Here is a 15952-nt window from a genome sequence, read left to right as displayed (position 1 = left end):
GATCGCCCCGCCGTTGTAGGGGCGGTTTCAGCCGCGACAGGATCTATCGGTAACGCCTGTCGCGGCTGAAGCCGCTCCTACAGAAACGCAAAATACCGCCCGCGGCTACGCCGCGCATCACCACCCCACCACCCGCCCTTCGCAATCTCTTCGCGACGCCGCTGCAATGCTCGGGTTTGGGCGTGCCAGCGCGCCCGTGCGCCGGTGCCACGATGGCGGCACCGCTACCCAGGTCGAACCGTGCATCCGTTGTTGCGCCAGCGCGCAGCGATGCGGCGGTCCCCAGGCAGGAGAGACCGATGCAGCACGATCCCCACCCATCCCAGGCCGCGCCCGGCGCCACCGAACTCCCGCACGATGTCGGGCTGAGCGACGACGAGGCCGCGCTCGCGCGCCGGCTCGGGATCAGCGGCCTATCGCGGCGCGAATTCCTCGCCCTGCTGTCGGCCGCCGGCCTGGGCAGCGCCGGCGGGCAGATCGTCTTCAGCGACGCCGCTTTCGCCGCACCGGCCCCCAGTGCCGCCCCGCCGCAGAACGCGATGCCGGTGGTGCTGCAGGTCAACGGCCAGCGCCACGCCTTGCAGTTGGACCCGCGCACCACGCTGCTGGACGCACTGCGCGAACACCTGGCGCTGACCGGCACCAAGAAGGGCTGCGACCACGGCCAGTGCGGCGCCTGCACGGTGATCGTCGACGGCGAGCGGCGCCTGTCTTGCCTGACCCTGGCGGCGCAGGCCGAAGACGCGCAGATCACCACCATCGAAGGCCTGGCCGACGGCGAACGGCTGCATCCGATGCAGGCCGCGTTCGTGCAGCACGACGGTTTCCAGTGCGGCTATTGCACGCCCGGGCAGATCTGCTCGGCGGTGGCGCTGCTCAACGAGATCAAGCGCGGCGACGCCAGCCATGTCAGCGCCGACGTCAGCCAGCCAGTCACCGAGCTCAGCGACGCCGAAGTGCGCGAACGCATGAGCGGCAATATCTGCCGCTGCGGCGCCTATCCGAAGATCGTCGCCGCGATCCAGGACGTGCACAGCGGCGGCGCGCCACGCCCGCTGACCTGGCGCTACGTCGACCAGTCCGAACTGACCGCACTGAAGCTGGCGAAGGAGGTGGCCGATGACGCCGTTTGATTACCGGCGCGCCAGCTCGCCGGAAGACGCGGTACGCCGTGTCGCCGCCAATCCGAACGCGCGCTTCCTCGGCGGCGGCACCAACCTGCTCGACCTGATGAAGGAAGGGGTGACCGGCGCCGACGAAATCGTCGACCTGACCCGGCTCAAGGGCCTGGCCGAGATTACCGAAACCGCCGACGGCGGCCTGCGCCTGGGCGCGCTGGCCAACAACACCCACACCGCCAACCATCCGCTGGTGCGCCAGCGCTATCCGCTGCTGAGCCAGGCGATCCTGGCCGGGGCGACGATGCAGTTGCGCAACATGGCGACCAACGGCGGCAACCTGCTGCAGCGCACCCGTTGCGGCTATTTCTACGACACCGCCCTGCCCTGCAACAAGCGCGAGCCCGGCAGCGGCTGCGGCGCGCGCGAGGGGCTCAATCGCACCCATGCGATCTTCGGCCACAGCGAACACTGCGTGGCGGTGCATCCGTCGGACATGTGCGTGGCCCTGGCTGCGCTGGATGCGACGGTGCAGGTGCGCACGCCGGCAGGCACCCGCCGCGAGATTCCCTTCGCCGAGTTCCACCTGCTGCCCGACGCCCGTGCCGACCTGGACAACCAGCTGGCGCACGGCGAACTGATCGAGTCGATCGTCCTGCCGGCGCAACGCTTCGCCGCGCACAGCCACTACCTGAAGGTGCGCGACCGCGCCAGCTACGCGTTCGCGCTGATCTCGGTGGCCGCGGCGCTGGCGCTGGAGCCGGACGGGCGCATCCGCGAGGCGCGCATCGCGATGGGCGGGGTGGCGCACAAGCCGTGGCGCGCGCACGCCGCCGAACGCGCGCTGGTCGGGCAGCGCGTCGGCGAAGCCGCCTTCGCCGCCGCCGCGCAGGCGGAGATGGCCGCCGCGCGCCCGCTGGCGCACAACGCCTACAAGGTGCCGATGGGCACGCACGCGATGATCCGCGCCCTGCACCGCGCCAGCGGCAGCGACGCCGCGTGAGCACCGAACCGGAGAACCCGCAATGAACTACATCGGCAAGGAAATGCGCCGCGTCGACGGCTACGCCAAGGTCACCGGCAAGGCCCGCTATGCGGCGGAATTCCAGATCCCGCACCTGGCCCACGGCTACATCCTCACCAGCACCATCGCCAAGGGCCGCATCGTGCGCATCGACACGCGCGCCGCCGAGGCCGCGCCGGGGGTGATCAAGGTGCTGACCCATCTGAATTCGGTCAAGCCGGTGTCCGACGCCGTCAAGAAGAAAGGCGAAGACCTGTCGTTCCGCGCGCTGGTCGACGACCGCATCCATTTCAGCGCGCAGCCGATCGCGGTGGTGGTCGCCAGCACCTTCGAGCAGGCGCGGCATGCTTCGCGGCTGATCCAGGTGGACTACGCCGCCGAAACCGCGCACACCGATTTCGACGCGCTGCTCGGCCAGGCGCACGATCCCACCCCGGAGGAGTCGCCGAAGCCGCGCGGCAACCCGGCCGCCGCGTTCGCCGCGGCAAAGGTCAAGGTGGAAGCCGCGTACACGATGCCGATCGAGCACCACAATCCGATGGAACCGCATGGCGGCATCGGCTACTGGATCGGCGACACGCTGACCGTGGTCAACAAGAGCCAGAACGTGCACCAGGACCGCGAGCAGTTGGCCGGCTACTTCGGCATTCCGATCGAGCGGGTCAACGTGGTATCGCTGTTCGTCGGCGGCGCGTTCGGCTCGTGCCTGCGCCCGAACTACTACACCTTCCTGCTCGGCGCGGTGTCCAAGGCGGTCGGCCGCCCGGTCAAGATCGTCTACACGCGGCGACAGATGTTCAGCGGCCACGGCTACCGGCCCTACTACCGGGTGGAACTGGGGCTGGGCGCCGACGCCGCCGGCAAGCTGCAGGCGATCCGCTACCGGCACGTGCTCAACACCTCGCGCATCGAGGCGTTCAACGAGGCCTTCTTCCGCAACGCGCGCTCGCTGTACGCCTGCCCCAACGTCGAGGACCGCTTCGAGGTGGTGGAGACCGACCTGCCGACGCCGCAGGCGATGCGCGCACCCGGCACCATCAGCCAGATGTTCGGCATCGAGTGCGCGATGGACGAACTGGCCTACGCGCTGAAGATGGATCCATTGCAATTGCGCCTGGCCAACTACGCCGAAACCGACCCGGAGAGCGGCAAGCCGTTCTCGAGCAAGGCCTTGCGCGAATGCTATTCGCTCGCTGCCGAGACCTTCGGCTGGAGCAAGCGCACGCCCGAGCCGCGCTCGATGCGCGACGGCCGACTGCTGGTCGGCTGGGGCATGGCCACCGGCACCTGGGCGGCGATGCAGATGCCGGCGCTGGCACGGGTGGTGTTGAAGGCCGACGGCAGCGCCCAGGTCGGCAGCGCCACCGCCGACATCGGCCCCGGCACCTACACGGTGATGACCCTGATCGCCGCCGAATACCTGGGCCTGGACGCCAAGCGCGTGCAGTTCGAACTCGGCGACACGCGCCTGCCGAAGGCGCCGTCGCAAGGCGGCTCGTGGACCACCGCCAGTGTCGGCAGCGCGATCCACGGCGCCGCGCGCGAGATCCGCGGCAAGCTGCTGGAACTGGCCAGGCAGGACGGGCAAGCCGCGTTCAGCGGGCTGGACGTGGATGCGGTGGAATTGGCCGACGGCAAGCTGCGCCCGACCGGCAAGCCCGAGGCTAGTCTGGAGGTGGCCAAGCTGATGCGCCAGCACGGTTTGCAGGAACTGGAAGTGGTGCACGAGTCCAAGCCCTCGGCCGAGCGCAAGAAGTACGCCACCGCCGCGCACGGTGCGCAGTTCATCGAGGTCAAGGTCGATCCGGACACCGGCATGGTGCAGGTGACCCGGGTCATCGAGGCCACCGCCTGCGGCAAGATCATGAATCCGCTGACCTCGCACAGCCAGGAGATCGGCGGCGTGGTGATGGGCATCGGCATGGCGCTCAGCGAAGGCACCGAGGTCGACCATCGCTACGGGCGCATGCTCAACGCCTCGCTGGCCGACTACCACGTGCCGGTCAATGCCGACGTGCACCTGATCGAGACCATGTTCGTCGAGGAGAACGACACCATCGTCAACCCGCTCGGAGTCAAGGGCATGGGCGAACTGGGCATGGTCGGCATTCCCGCCGCGATCGCCAACGCCGTGTTCCATGCCACCGGCAAGCGCATCCGCGAACTGCCGATCACGCCGGACAAGTTGATCGGCTGAGCAGCCATCGAGGCGTCGCGCGGTTGGTCTCGCGACGTCCTCTTATGCCATTGCCCTCCCATGCCTTGTTGTAGGAGCGGCTTCAGCCGCGACATGACGTATCAGGCAACCATGACGTATCTGGCAACGGGTCGCGGCTGAAGCCACTCCTACAGGGGCGGGGCAGGTTGCCCTGCCACGCTACGGATCCAACCAGCCGCGTTCCACCGCGGCCTGCACGTCCTGCGGCGTGTCCAGGTCCAGCGCCAGTGCCGGGGCGACGATGCAGCCGAGGCTGTCCGGTGCCATCGCCTCGAACAACCCGCGTAGTCCCTGGTCGCCGCCCAACGGCAGTGCGTGCCAGCACGCCTGCGCCACCACCGCCGGCATGCCGCGCACGCCGGCGTAGGCGCTGACCGCGCAACCGGAGGCGGCGCGCCGCGACGCGGCCAGCAGATCCTGCAAGTGCGCCGCCTCCAGCGCCGGCTGATCGCAGCCCAGCACCAGGCTGTGGGTGATCGACGCATCCCCGTGCAATGCCTCGCGTAGACAAGCCAGGCTGCCGCCCATGCCGGTCGACCAATCGCGATTGACCACGATCTCCACCGGCAGGTCGTCCAGCGCCTGGCGCAGCGCCTCGGCCTGTGCGCCCAGCACCACCACGCAGCGGGCCGGCGACGAGGCCAGCGCCAGCCGCGCCGCGCGCCGCAGCAAGGGCTCGCCGTTGCGTGTCAGCGCCTGCTTGGCGTGGCCGAGGCGGCGGCTGGCGCCGGCGGCGAGAATCAGCGCGGCATGCGCGTCGCTCATCGCGCCGCACCCCGCACGCTGTCGGCGCGCAACGGCGCAAGCGCGGCCGATGCGACATCGCCGCCGTGCAGGCGGGTCACGCTGCAACGATTCGGTTCGTGAATGGTGCTGACCTGCTGCACGTCGCGGATGCCTTGCAATTGCGCGGCGATGCTCAGCGCGATCGCCTCCGCGCCGCTGCCGCCGAGGCGCAGCCCGATCGGGGAATGCAGCCGCGGCAACAGTTGCGCGTGCTGCTGCGGGCGCAACAGCCGGAACAGGTCCTCGCGCCGGCGCGCCGGTCCCAGCAGCCCCAGGAACGGGATCGTGCTCGCCGCCAGCGCCTCCAGCGCCTCGCGGTCCAGTTCGAAATGATGGTGCATCACCAAGGCCGCGTCGCTGTCGGCGCAAGCGTCCAGCGCACGGGTCGGCGTGCACGCCAAGGCCTGGTCGGCCAGCATCGCCTGCGCCGCCCAGCGCGGACGCTGTTCCACCAGCGTGGTCATCCAGCCCAGTTGCCGCAGCAGCGGCAGCAGCACCGCGGTTTCCGGGCCGGCGCCGAACACGCTGACCCGCGGCGGCGGCGGCACCTGCACCTCGCCGCCGCAAGCCGCCGCGCCAGCCCACGCCTGGCACCGCAAACGCCACTGCAAGGTTTCGCCGGCCACCGCCGCGACGATGCCGCCGTCGGCATCCAGCGCCAGGCGCAACGCACCGCGCCGCTGCAGCCACGCCTGCGCCAGGCGGTCGAACCCGGGCAAGGCGCGCAACGGCAGCAAGGCCAGATGCAGGCGGCCACGGCAACCCACCGCCGAACCGGACAGCAGGTCCTCGTCGTCGCGCGTGTCGATATCCATCCAGGCCAGTTCGCCCGCCACTGCCGCGGCCGCCGCGCAACGCGCGATCTCCGGCTCCAGGCAACCGCCGCTGAGCCAGCCCTGCTGCGCGCCGTCGGCGCCGAACAGCGCCACCGCACCGGCATGCGCGTAGGTGGAGCCTTCGGTGGCCATCACCACCGCCAGCACCGCAGGCGCGCGCGCACGGCAGGCGGCGATGGCATCGTGGAAACAGTGTCTGGCAGCGGACATGCGGCGGCGCAGGCTGGGGGGAACCCACAGCCTAAGCAGCGGCCTGTGGTGACGAGGTGACTTGGCGGCGACGAAAGCGCGATGGCGCCACCGCGCATGCTCGCGGCGTGGCGCGGCAAACCAGCAGGATTATGCAATCGGCATTACGCGGCGCCGCGCATCATCTGCATCGCTGCTTTCGACGCGGGAACTGCAATGGACGCTCACACGACGCACACCGGCATCGCCGATCCTGTCAGGCGGCGCCTGCTGCTCGGCGCCGCCGCATTGACCGCCCTGCCCCTGGCAGGCATCGCCGCACCGGGCCGAACCGGCCTTTCCCCCACGCCTGCGGCCAGCCCGCACGCCCATCAGGACACCACTATGCCCAGCATCACCACGCAAGACGGAACCGACATCTTCTACAAGGACTGGGGCACCGGCCAGCCCATCGTGTTCCATCACGGCTGGCCGCTCAGCGCCGACGACTGGGACGCGCAGATGCTGTTCTTCGTCGCCCAGGGCTACCGCGTCATCGCCCACGACCGTCGCGGCCATGGCCGTTCCACGCAGACCGCGAACGGCAACGACATGGACACCTACGCCGCCGACGTGGCCGCGCTGGCCAAGCATCTGGACCTGAAGAACGCGATCCACGTCGGCCATTCCACCGGCGGCGGCGAAGTGGCGCGCTATGTCGCCAAGCACGGCGCCGGCCGCGTGGCCAAGGCGGTGCTGATCGGCGCGGTGCCGCCGATCATGCTCAAGACCGCGAACAACCCGGGCGGCCTGCCGATGGACGTGTTCGACGGCTTCCGCACCCAGCTCGCGGCCAACCGCGCGCAGTTCTACAAGGAGGTGCCGGTGCCGTTCTACGGCTACAACCGCGACGGCGCCAAGATCTCGCAGGGCGCCATGGACAACTGGTGGCGGCAGGGCATGATGGGCGGCGCCAAGGCCCACTACGACTGCATCAAGGCGTTCTCGGAAACCGACTTCACCGAGGACCTGAAGCAGATCGACGTGCCGGTGCTGATCCTGCACGGCGACGACGACCAGATCGTGCCGATCGCCGACTCGGCGCTGCTGTCGGCCAAGCTGGTCAAGCACGCCACGCTGAAGGTCTACAAGGGCTACCCGCACGGCATGTGCACCACCCACCCGGACGAGATCAACCAGGATCTGCTGGCCTTCTTCAAGGCTTGATCCGCTCGCCGGCGCACGCAACGCGTGTGCGCCGGCAGTTGCACGGCGGCCAGCATGGTGTTCCGCTGCGCGCTGCACGCAGCAAGCGCGGCAAGTCCAGCGCGATGCACGGCTCCATGATCTGCACCACGAACCACGACGTGCGCGGCAGGGCGCGCAGCGCCTGCGCTATTGCAGATGAAACCGCTCGAAGCGCTGCAGCGCCGTATCGATCGCCGCCTTCAGCGCCGGCCGCTGCGGCACCAGCCAGGTCCATTTCTGGATCAGTAGCCTGCCCGCCTGGCGATCCATCTTCAGATCCAGCGCCGCGACGATGCGGTCGCCGACCAACACCGGCAGCGCGAAGTAGCCGAGCACCCGCTGCGGCGCCGGCACGTAGGCCTCGAAGCGATGTTCGTAGCCGAAGAACTGCTGCAGCCGCTTGCGCTGGATCAGCAACGGATCGAACGGCGACAGCAGCTGCGCGAGGGAATCGTCCGGCAGCGGCGGCGCATGCTCCAGCAGCGCCGGCGCAGCCCACAGCGCGGCCTGCTCCTGGCCCTGCAGATGCACCGGGACCAGGCGTTTGGCGGCGACCGCCGCGGCGAGCAGCGCGCGCACCGCGGGCTTGGCGCCGGCATCGCCGTAGCAGGTCGAATCCACGCCGACCAGGCCCTGCGCGCGCAGCGCGCGCTCCAGCAGATAGCGCGCGTACTGCACGTCGCTGGCCGGGCGCGGGCGCCGGCTCCAGCCGAAATGGCGCGCGGCCAGCTCGTAGGTCTTGAGCATGCCGCTGCGCTGGCTGACCACCAGGTCGCCGCTGAAGAAGCCGTAGCGCAACGCCGCCCGCGACGGCTTGCGGCTGCCCCACGGATGGGTCTTCTCGACCAGCACGTCGTCGTCGATATCGCGGATCGACAACGGCCCGTCGTTGCGGATGCGCCGCAGCAACCTGGCGTAGTCGGCCGGATCGATCTTGCCGGCCGCGTCCGCCTGGGCACGGTAGCGCGCCATCTGCGCCACGTACATGCGGTAGTCGGCGATCGGCACATAGGCCAGCGCATGCGTCCAGTATTCGAACACCGACTTGTCCTGCGCCTGCGCCTGTTCCAGATCCTGCTTGCGATAGGCGGGAATGCGGCTGTACAGCACGTGGTGGTGGCTGCGTTCGATCACGTGGATGGTGTCGATCTGCACGTAGCCCAGGTGCGCCGTGGCCTGCCGCACCGCCTCGGCGCCCGCGCCGAACGGCGCCGGGGTGGTCAGCCGCTGCGCATCCAGCCACAGCGCACGCGCCCGCGCGGCGGCGATCGGCACAGAGGCGGTGCGTGTGTTCGGCATCGGGATGGCACTCCGGCAAGCGCAAGGCGCCGCAGAGCATAGCAATGCCGGCGATCCGCGAGCGCGCGCAAGCGTCTGCGTGCGTTCGCTGCGCCTGGACGAAGCGTGGCGCTGCCGCAGCTGCACGCGAGCCGCACCATCCGTCCGCATGCCGTCGACCGACCAGGGCATGCCCCGCCCACGTCGCCCGCAGACGGCGGCGACACGTCGTCCTCCCCGCTCATCCGGGCGCTTGCCAATTGCATGCATATGCACGTACTTTGCGAAACATGGAAGACACCGCACCCTGCCGCTGCACCTGTTTCCTGCTGCGCCGCGCCGCGCGGCGTACCTCGCAGGTCTACGACCGCGAGCTGAGCGCGGTGGGGCTGAGCCTGAACGAGTATTCGATCCTGCGCCGCGCCGGCACCGCGCAGCAGCTCGGCGCGCTGGCCGAGCGCCTGGGCATGGACCGCAGCACGCTGTCGCGCAATCTCAAGCCGATGCAGGCGGCCGGCTGGATCGAGCAACGCCGCGGCGACGATGCGCGGCAGAAGCTGGTGGTGGTCAGCGCCGCCGGCCGGCGCCTGCTCAAGCGCGCGCTGCCGCACTGGGAACGCGCGCAGGCACGGATCGACGCGCTGGCCGGCGATGCGGCCATCGACGCCCTGCACCGCCAACTGCGGCAGCTGGAACGCGCGCTGTGCGCCGAGCGTGAGGACGCCGCCGCATGAGCGCCGCGGCGCCGCACGCGCAGGCCAGCCGTCACTGGGGCCTGCTGATCATCGCCTCGGCGACGCTGATGCTGACCATGGGCGCGCGCCAGACCACCGGCCTGTTCGTCGAGCCGATCCACCGCAGCAGCGGCGTCGGCATCGCCGCGATCAGCTTCGCGCTGGCGGTCGGCCAGTTCGTGTGGGGCGCGGTGCAGCCTGTCTTCGGCGCCATCGCCGACCAGCGCGGCCCGCTGCCGGTGCTGTGGCTGGGCGGGGTGTTGCTGGCGCTGGGCCTGGGCCTGGCGCCCTGGTTGCCGAGCGAATGGGGCCTGATCGTCAGCCTGGGCCTGCTCGCCGCGGCCGGCGCCGGTGCCGGCAGCTTCTCGGTGCTGATCGGCGCCACCGCGCATCGCATCGCGCCGGAACGGCGCTCGTTCGCCGCCGGGCTGATCAACGCCGGCGGCTCGCTCGGCCAGTTCCTGTTCGCGCCGCTGGTGCAATGGATGATCGGCGCCGCAGGTTGGGCGATGGCGATGACCGGCATGGCCGCGTTGTCGCTGCTGACCCTGCCACTGGCCTGGCCGCTGCGCCGCAAGGGCCAGACGCAGGTGGCGACGGCGGCCGCGCCGGACGGCGGCCTGCGCGCGCAATTGCGCATCGCCCTGCGCGATCGCAGCTATTGGTGCCTGCACCTGGGCTTCTTCACCTGCGGCGTGCACATCGCGTTCCTGGTGACCCACCTGCCCGGGGAAATCGCGTTGTGCGGGCTGGCGCCCAGCGTGTCGGCCATCGCCATCGCGCTGATCGGCCTGTTCAACGTCGCCGGCAGCCTGATTGCCGGCAAGCTCGGCGAACGCGTGCGCATGAAGTGGCTGCTGCTGGCGATGTACGCCAGCCGCGCGGTACTGATCGCGCTGTACCTGGTCGCGCCGCCGACGCCGCTGACCTTCTACCTGTTCGCCGCCGCGCTCGGTTTCACCTGGCTGGCGACGGTCCCGCCGACCGCCGGCCTGATCGGCAAACTGTTCGGGCCGCGCTACCTGGGCACGCTGTTCGGCCTGACCCTGCTGTCGCACCAGATCGGCGGTTTCTTCGGCGCCTGGCTCGGCGGCGTGGCGCTGGAGCGTTTCGGCAACTACCAGTGGATGTGGTACGCCGACATGGCACTGGCCGCGGCCGCGGCGCTGGTCAATCTGCCGATCCGCGAACAGCGTCCGCTGGCGGCCGCACAGCCCGCCTAGGGCCTGGCGGCGACGCGCCGGCGCATTGCCGGCGCAGGATTCGCCTCCGCGCGGTAGCCGCGCACGAACAACGCCACCGCGCTTTCCACGCAACGTGCGCCCGGCCGCTGCGGCGCGCCCGGCTCGCCGGTCAGCAAGCCGCGCAACGCCGACGCGCTGGCGATCAACGCGAAGAACTGCGCGGACGCCTGCGCCACGTCGGCGATCGCCAGCGTGCCCTGCCGGATCTCGGCGCGCAGCAACCGCTGCATGGCGCGATCGTAGCGCGCGAAACACAGGTCCCAGTACGTCTCGGCGCGCTGCAGCGACACCTGCGTGGACAGCGCGAGCATGCGCTGGATGGCCTGCAGCATCGGCGCGGCGGTCATCGCCATCAGGTCGTGCGCCACCGCCGTCAGCCGCAGCGGCAGCGGCCCGCCGATGGCGAGCAGCGCATCCCAGCGATCCGGCATCTCGCTCGCCATCGCGTCCACCGTGGCCTGGAACAGCGCATCCTTGCTGGCGAAATGCGCATAGACGGTGGCCTTGGACACGTCCGCGCAGGCGGCGATGGCATCCATGTTGGTGTGGTCGAAGCCGTTGCGGGAGAACAGCCGCCGCGCCGCGTCGAGGATCGCGGCGTGCTTTTCGCGCGTCGCGCTCCGCTCGCCACGCCGCCGCGCCCGTGCCGGCGCGGACACCTGGCGCGGCACCGCTAGCGCCCCGTCGAGGCCGTCGCGTCCGTGGACGCGGCCATCTCCACCCAGCCGCCGCCCAGCGCCTTGTAGAAGGTCACCAGGTTGGTGAAGCGCGACAGCCGCGTGTCGATCAGGGTCTGCTCGGCGGCGTACAGCGTGCGCTGCGCATCCAGTGCGCCGAGATAGCTGTCCACGCCGCGCTCGAAGCGCGCCTGCGACAGCCGGTAGCTGTCGGCGGACGCATCCACCAGCGCCTGTTGCGCCTGCAGCTGGCGGCCCAGCGTGCTGCGCTCGGCCAGCGCATCGGAGACCTCGCGGAACGCGGTCTGGATCGCCTTCTCGTAGTTGGCCACGTCGATGTCGCGCTGCACCTTGGCGACATCGAGATTGGCGCGGTTGCGGCCGCCGTCGAAGATCGGCAACGAGAGGCTGGGCGCGAAGCTCCAGCTGCCCGAGCCGCCCTTGAACAGGCCGGACAGGCCGGCGCTGGCGCTGCCGGCCGAGGCGGTCAGGCTGATGCTCGGATAGAACGCGGCACGCGCCGCACCGATGTTGGCGTTGGCGGCCTGCAGGGTGCGCTCGGCCTGCAGGATGTCCGGACGGCGCTGCAGCAGCTCCGACGGCAGCCCCGCCGGAATGCTGGCCAACACGTTGGCGTCGGCGCTAGCGCTGTCCGGCAGCGCGGTCGGCAGCAGCTCGCTCGGCACTTCCGTGCCCGCCAGCAGGCGTAGCGCATTGCGATCTTGCGCCACCTGCGCGGTGTAGCGCTCCACGTCCACCCGCGCGCTTTCCACCGTGGTCTGCGCCTGCCGCAGGGTCAGCGCCGAGGCCGCGCCGAGTTCGAAACTGCGTTGCTGCAGCCGGTAGCTCTCGCCCTGGCTGCTCAGCGTGTCCTGCGCCAGGCGCAGCAGATCCTGGTCGGCGGCCAGGGTCAGATAGGCCGTGGCGACCTGCGCGATCAGGCTGATGTGGGTGCTGCGCTGCGCCTCGGTGGTGGACAGGAACTGCTGCAGCGCCTGTTCCTTGAGGCTGCGCACGCGGCCGAACAGATCCAGCTCGTAGGCGCTGATGCCGAGCGTGGCGCTGTAGCTGTGCGCCACCAGCGGTTGCCCGGTGCCGGACAGGTCGCCCGGGGTGCGCGAGCCGTTGCCGCTGCCGCCCAGGTCCACGCCCGGCGCCAGGTCGGCGCGCTGCACCCGGTACTGCGCCCAGGCCTGGTCGATGTTGAGCGCGGCCACGCGCAGGTCGCGGTTGTTGTCCAGCGCCAGCTCGATCACCTGCTGCAGCTTGGGATCGGTGAACACCGCGCGCCAGCCGATGTCGGCGACGGGAACGGCGACGGTCTGCGCGCCGCTGTCGGCGGCGGCGCCGTCGAACTGCGCCGGCACCGGCGCCGCCGGGCGTTCGTAGGCCGGCATCAGGCTGCAGCCGGCAAGCAAGGTGGACACCGCCAGCGCCAGCGGGGTCAGGATCGAACGGGACATGTCAGGCTCCTTCCGCGACGCGCGCGGCGGACGGGTCGTCGGGGTTGCCGGCGCGGCGCTTGAACAGGCCGCACACCAGCACGAAGAACAGCGGCACGAAGAAGATCGCCAGCACCGTGCCCGACAACATGCCGCCGATCACCGCGGTGCCCAGCGCATGCTGCGCGCCGGCACCGGCGCCGCTGCCCAGCACCATCGGCACCACGCCGAGGATGAACGCCATCGAGGTCATCAGGATCGGCCGCAGGCGCATGCGCGCCGCTTCCAGCGCCGCCTCCAGCAGGCTCTTGCCGCCCTCGTGCAGTTCGCGGGCGAACTCCACGATCAGGATCGCGTTCTTGCAGGCCAGGCCGATCGTGGTCAGCAGCCCGACCTGGAAGTACACGTCGTTCATTTTCCATGTCAGCACCGCGCCGAGCAGCGCGCCGAACACGCCCAGCGGCACCACCAGGATCACCGCGAACGGAATCGCCCAGCTTTCGTACAGCGCGGCAAGGCACAGGAACACGATCAGGATCGACAGCCCGTACAGCATGCCGGTCTGGCCGCTGGACGCCTTCTCCTGCCGCGACAGCCCGGTCCACTCGAAGCCGATGCCCGGCGGCAGTTTGGCCGCCGCGGCCTCGACGATGGCCAGCGCCTCGCCGCTGGACGCCGCGCCCGGCAACGCCATGCCCAGGATCTCCACCGACGGCACGCTGTTGTAGCGCTCCAGCCGCGGCGAACCCATGCTCCAGCTGGCCTTGGCGAAGGAATTGAACGCGACCATGGTGCCGGCGCTGTTGCGCACGTACCAGCGGTCGATGTCCTCCGGCAGCATGCGGTACGGCGCATCGGCCTGCAGCATCACCTTCTTGACCCGGCCCTTGTCGATGAAGTCGTTGACGTAGGTACTGCCCCAGGCGCTGGAGAAGGTGTTGTTGATATCGGAAATCGACAGGCCCAGCGTTTCGGCCTTGTGCGGATCGATGTCCAGCCTGAACTCGGGCGTGTCCTCCTGCCCGTTCGGGCGCACCGCGACCAGCCGCTTGTCCTGCGACAGCTCGGCCAGCAACTGGTTGCGCGCCTGCATCAGTGCGTCGTGGCCGAGATTGGCGCGGTCCTGCAGCATCAGGTCGAAGCCGGTGGCATTGCCCAGTTCCGACACCGCCGGCGGCGCGAACGCGAACACCCTGGCGTCGCGGATGCCGGCGAAGAACTTGCCGGCCTTGGCCGCCACATCGGTCACGCTCTGGCCCTTGCCGGTGCGCTCGTCCCACGGCCGCAGCTTGACGAAGGCGAAGCCGACGTTCTGCCCGCTGCCGGCGAAACTGAAACCGGACACGGCGAACACGCCGGCGACCGAGTCCTTCTGCTCGACCAGGAAATGCTGCTCGACCTGGCGGATCACCGCATCGGTGCGCGCGGCGGTGGCGCCGGGCGGCAGCTGCACCAGCACGAACAGCGTGCCCTGGTCCTCGTCCGGCAGAAACCCGACCGGCAGCTTCATGAAGCCGACCATCACCAGCGCCAGCACCACCGCGTAGGCGATCATGTAGCGCCAGCCCTTGCCCAGCATGTGCCGCACCGCGCCCTGATAGCGGCCGTTGCCGCGGTCGAACACGCGGTTGAACCAGCCGAAGAAGCCGGTGGTGGCCATGCCGTGCTGCTTGGCCGGCTTGAGCAGGGTCGCGCACAGCGCCGGGGTCAGCACCATCGCCACCAGCACCGACAGCGTCATCGCCGCGACGATGGTGATCGAGAACTGGCGGTAGATGACGCCGGTGGAGCCGCCGAAGAACGCCATCGGCACGAACACCGCCGCCAGCACCAGGGCCACGCCGACCAGCGCGCCGGTGATCTGCCCCATCGACTTGCGCGTGGCTTCCTTAGGCGGCAACTGCTCCTCGTTCATCACCCGCTCGACGTTCTCCACCACCACGATCGCGTCGTCCACCAGCAGGCCGATCGCCAGCACCATCGCGAACATGGTCAGCGTGTTGATGGTGTAGCCGAACACGGCCAGCACGCCGAAGGTGCCCAGCAGCACCACCGGCACGGCGATGGTCGGGATCAGCGTGGCGCGGAAGTTCTGCAGGAACAGGTACATCACCAGGAATACCAGCACCACCGCCTCGATCAGGGTGCGTACCACCTCTTCGATCGAGATGCGCACGAACGGCGTGGTGTCGTACGGCTTCTGCACCTTCATGCCCGGCGGGAAGAACTTCTCCTGCTCGGCCATGCTGGCGTCGATCGCCTTGACCGTGTCCAGCGCGTTGGCGCCGGTGGCCAGCTTGATCGCCAGGCCGGCGGCGGGCTTGCCGTTGTAGCGGCCGACGGTGTTGTAGCTCTCGCTGCCCAGCTCGATCCGGGCCACGTCGCGCAGGCGCACCTGCGAACCGTCGGATTGCGTGCGCAGCAGGATGTCCTCGAACTCCGCGGCGGTCTTCAGCCGCGTCTGTGCGGTGATGGTCGCGTTGAGCTGCTGGTTGGCGGCCGCCGGCAGCGCGCCGAGCTGGCCGGCCGAGACCTGCGCGTTCTGCGCCTGGACCGCGGTCTTCACGTCCAGCGGGGTCAGGCTGAAGTTGCTCAGCTTGTTCGGGTCCAGCCAGATCCGCATCGAATACTGCGAACCGAACAGGGTGGTGTCGCCGACGCCTTCGACGCGGCTGATCGCTTCCTGCACGTTGGCGGCCACGTAATCGGACAGGTCCGAATCGCTCATGCTGCCGTCTTCGGAGGTGAAGGCCAGCACGTTGAGGAAGTTGGTCGCCGACTTGGTCACGGTCACGCCCTGCTGCTGCACTTCCTGCGGCAGCAACGGCGTGGCCAGCGACAGCTTGTTCTGCACCTGCACCTGCGCGGTGTCCGGGTCGGTGCCGTTGTCGAAGGTCAGGGTGATGGTGACCTGGCCGCTGGACTCGCTGGTGGAGGCCATGTAGCTCAGATGATCCAGGCCCTTCATCTTCTGCTCGATGACCTGGGTGACGGTGTCCTCGAGGGTCTTGGCCGAAGCGCCGGGATAGTTGGCGGTGATCGCCACGGCGGGCGGCGCAATGCTCGGGTATTGCGCGATGGGCAAGGTGGCGACGGAAAGGATGCCGGCCAGCATCACGATGATGGCCAGCACCCAGGCGAAGATCGGACGATCGATGAAGAAGCGTGCCATGACGGTC

12 protein-coding genes are annotated in these 15952 nt (G+C 69.8%); 6 read left to right on the top strand and 6 right to left on the bottom strand.

Annotated features, from left to right (window positions below):
* Nucleotides 1-299 precede the first annotated feature (299 nt).
* Genes HEP75_RS07590 through HEP75_RS07580 form a run of 3 tightly spaced genes read left to right on the top strand, consistent with a single transcriptional unit; the run spans nucleotide 300 to nucleotide 4339 of the window.
* On the top strand, nucleotides 300-1133 hold the full coding sequence (locus tag HEP75_RS07590) for a 2Fe-2S iron-sulfur cluster-binding protein (RefSeq protein WP_185826013.1): 834 nt from the start codon (nucleotides 300-302) through the stop codon (nucleotides 1131-1133).
* The gene (locus HEP75_RS07585; RefSeq protein WP_185826012.1) at nucleotides 1120-2121 is read left to right on the top strand and encodes a xanthine dehydrogenase family protein subunit M; all 1002 of its coding nucleotides are present in this window, start codon (nucleotides 1120-1122) and stop codon (nucleotides 2119-2121) included. The genes HEP75_RS07590 and HEP75_RS07585 overlap by 14 nt, the downstream gene beginning before the upstream one ends.
* 22 nt (nucleotides 2122-2143) lie before the next feature.
* Nucleotides 2144-4339 (top strand): xanthine dehydrogenase family protein molybdopterin-binding subunit, encoded by a 2196-nt coding sequence (locus HEP75_RS07580; protein WP_185826011.1) that lies wholly within the window; start codon nucleotides 2144-2146, stop codon nucleotides 4337-4339.
* A 180-nt stretch (nucleotides 4340-4519) separates the two neighbouring features.
* Here the strand turns inward: HEP75_RS07580 and HEP75_RS07575 are convergent, their stop codons facing one another.
* Complete coding sequence (locus HEP75_RS07575) at nucleotides 4520-5125, bottom strand: nucleotidyltransferase family protein (RefSeq protein ID WP_185826010.1); 606 nt, start codon at nucleotides 5123-5125, stop codon at nucleotides 4520-4522.
* The gene (locus HEP75_RS07570; protein WP_185826009.1) at nucleotides 5122-6192 is read right to left on the bottom strand and encodes an XdhC/CoxI family protein; all 1071 of its coding nucleotides are present in this window, start codon (nucleotides 6190-6192) and stop codon (nucleotides 5122-5124) included. Before HEP75_RS07570 ends, HEP75_RS07575 begins: the two co-directional genes overlap by 4 nt.
* A 363-nt stretch (nucleotides 6193-6555) precedes the next feature.
* On the opposite strand from HEP75_RS07570, the gene HEP75_RS07565 reads away from it, so the two are divergent.
* Entirely contained in the window at nucleotides 6556-7377 is an 822-nt protein-coding gene (locus HEP75_RS07565; RefSeq protein ID WP_185816539.1) for an alpha/beta hydrolase, read from the top strand.
* Nucleotides 7378-7545: 168 nt separating this feature from the next.
* On the opposite strand, the gene HEP75_RS07560 is transcribed toward HEP75_RS07565, so the two are convergent.
* A complete protein-coding gene (locus HEP75_RS07560; protein WP_185826008.1) occupies nucleotides 7546-8697 on the bottom strand; it encodes a crosslink repair DNA glycosylase YcaQ family protein in 1152 nt (383 codons plus the stop codon).
* Between the two features lie 269 nt (nucleotides 8698-8966).
* On the opposite strand from HEP75_RS07560, the gene HEP75_RS07555 reads away from it, so the two are divergent.
* Together HEP75_RS07555 and HEP75_RS07550 are read left to right on the top strand one after the other, a co-directional pair.
* The gene (locus HEP75_RS07555; RefSeq protein WP_185826007.1) at nucleotides 8967-9410 is read left to right on the top strand and encodes a MarR family winged helix-turn-helix transcriptional regulator; all 444 of its coding nucleotides are present in this window, start codon (nucleotides 8967-8969) and stop codon (nucleotides 9408-9410) included.
* Nucleotides 9407-10633 (top strand): MFS transporter, encoded by a 1227-nt coding sequence (locus tag HEP75_RS07550; protein ID WP_185826006.1) that lies wholly within the window; start codon nucleotides 9407-9409, stop codon nucleotides 10631-10633. The genes HEP75_RS07555 and HEP75_RS07550 overlap by 4 nt, the downstream gene beginning before the upstream one ends.
* Here HEP75_RS07550 and HEP75_RS07545 read toward each other — a convergent pair.
* Genes HEP75_RS07545 through HEP75_RS07535 form a run of 3 tightly spaced genes read right to left on the bottom strand, consistent with a single transcriptional unit; the run spans nucleotide 10630 to nucleotide 15945 of the window.
* Nucleotides 10630-11313 (bottom strand): TetR/AcrR family transcriptional regulator, encoded by a 684-nt coding sequence (locus tag HEP75_RS07545; protein WP_185826005.1) that lies wholly within the window; start codon nucleotides 11311-11313, stop codon nucleotides 10630-10632. The genes HEP75_RS07550 and HEP75_RS07545 overlap by 4 nt on opposite strands.
* Before the next feature lie 14 nt (nucleotides 11314-11327).
* On the bottom strand, nucleotides 11328-12794 hold the full coding sequence (adeC, locus tag HEP75_RS07540) for an AdeC/AdeK/OprM family multidrug efflux complex outer membrane factor (RefSeq protein ID WP_185826004.1): 1467 nt from the start codon (nucleotides 12792-12794) through the stop codon (nucleotides 11328-11330).
* Nucleotide 12795: 1 nt separating this feature from the next.
* Nucleotides 12796-15945: an efflux RND transporter permease subunit gene (locus tag HEP75_RS07535; protein ID WP_185826003.1), complete on the bottom strand. Its 3150-nt coding sequence runs from the start codon at nucleotides 15943-15945 to the stop codon at nucleotides 12796-12798.
* Nucleotides 15946-15952 lie beyond the last annotated feature (7 nt).

Origin of the sequence: Xanthomonas sp. SI (assembly GCF_014236855.1) — a bacterium.
GTDB lineage: Bacteria > Pseudomonadota > Gammaproteobacteria > Xanthomonadales > Xanthomonadaceae > Xanthomonas_A.
The sequence above is the reverse complement of the archived record's forward strand: the minus strand, read 5'-3'. Positions and strand labels throughout refer to the sequence as shown.

Coding starts and splice junctions, on each gene's coding strand:
- HEP75_RS07555 (WP_185826007.1), top strand. CDS start 8,967: ATGGAAGACACCGCACCCTGCCGCTGCACCTGTTTCCTGCTGCGCCGC.
- HEP75_RS07575 (WP_185826010.1), bottom strand. CDS start 5,125: ATGAGCGACGCGCATGCCGCGCTGATTCTCGCCGCCGGCGCCAGCCGC.
- HEP75_RS07550 (WP_185826006.1), top strand. CDS start 9,407: ATGAGCGCCGCGGCGCCGCACGCGCAGGCCAGCCGTCACTGGGGCCTG.
- HEP75_RS07580 (WP_185826011.1), top strand. CDS start 2,144: ATGAACTACATCGGCAAGGAAATGCGCCGCGTCGACGGCTACGCCAAG.
- HEP75_RS07590 (WP_185826013.1), top strand. CDS start 300: ATGCAGCACGATCCCCACCCATCCCAGGCCGCGCCCGGCGCCACCGAA.
- HEP75_RS07535 (WP_185826003.1), bottom strand. CDS start 15,945: ATGGCACGCTTCTTCATCGATCGTCCGATCTTCGCCTGGGTGCTGGCC.
- HEP75_RS07570 (WP_185826009.1), bottom strand. CDS start 6,192: ATGTCCGCTGCCAGACACTGTTTCCACGATGCCATCGCCGCCTGCCGT.
- HEP75_RS07585 (WP_185826012.1), top strand. CDS start 1,120: ATGACGCCGTTTGATTACCGGCGCGCCAGCTCGCCGGAAGACGCGGTA.
- adeC (WP_185826004.1), bottom strand. CDS start 12,794: ATGTCCCGTTCGATCCTGACCCCGCTGGCGCTGGCGGTGTCCACCTTG.
- HEP75_RS07560 (WP_185826008.1), bottom strand. CDS start 8,697: ATGCCGAACACACGCACCGCCTCTGTGCCGATCGCCGCCGCGCGGGCG.
- HEP75_RS07565 (WP_185816539.1), top strand. CDS start 6,556: ATGCCCAGCATCACCACGCAAGACGGAACCGACATCTTCTACAAGGAC.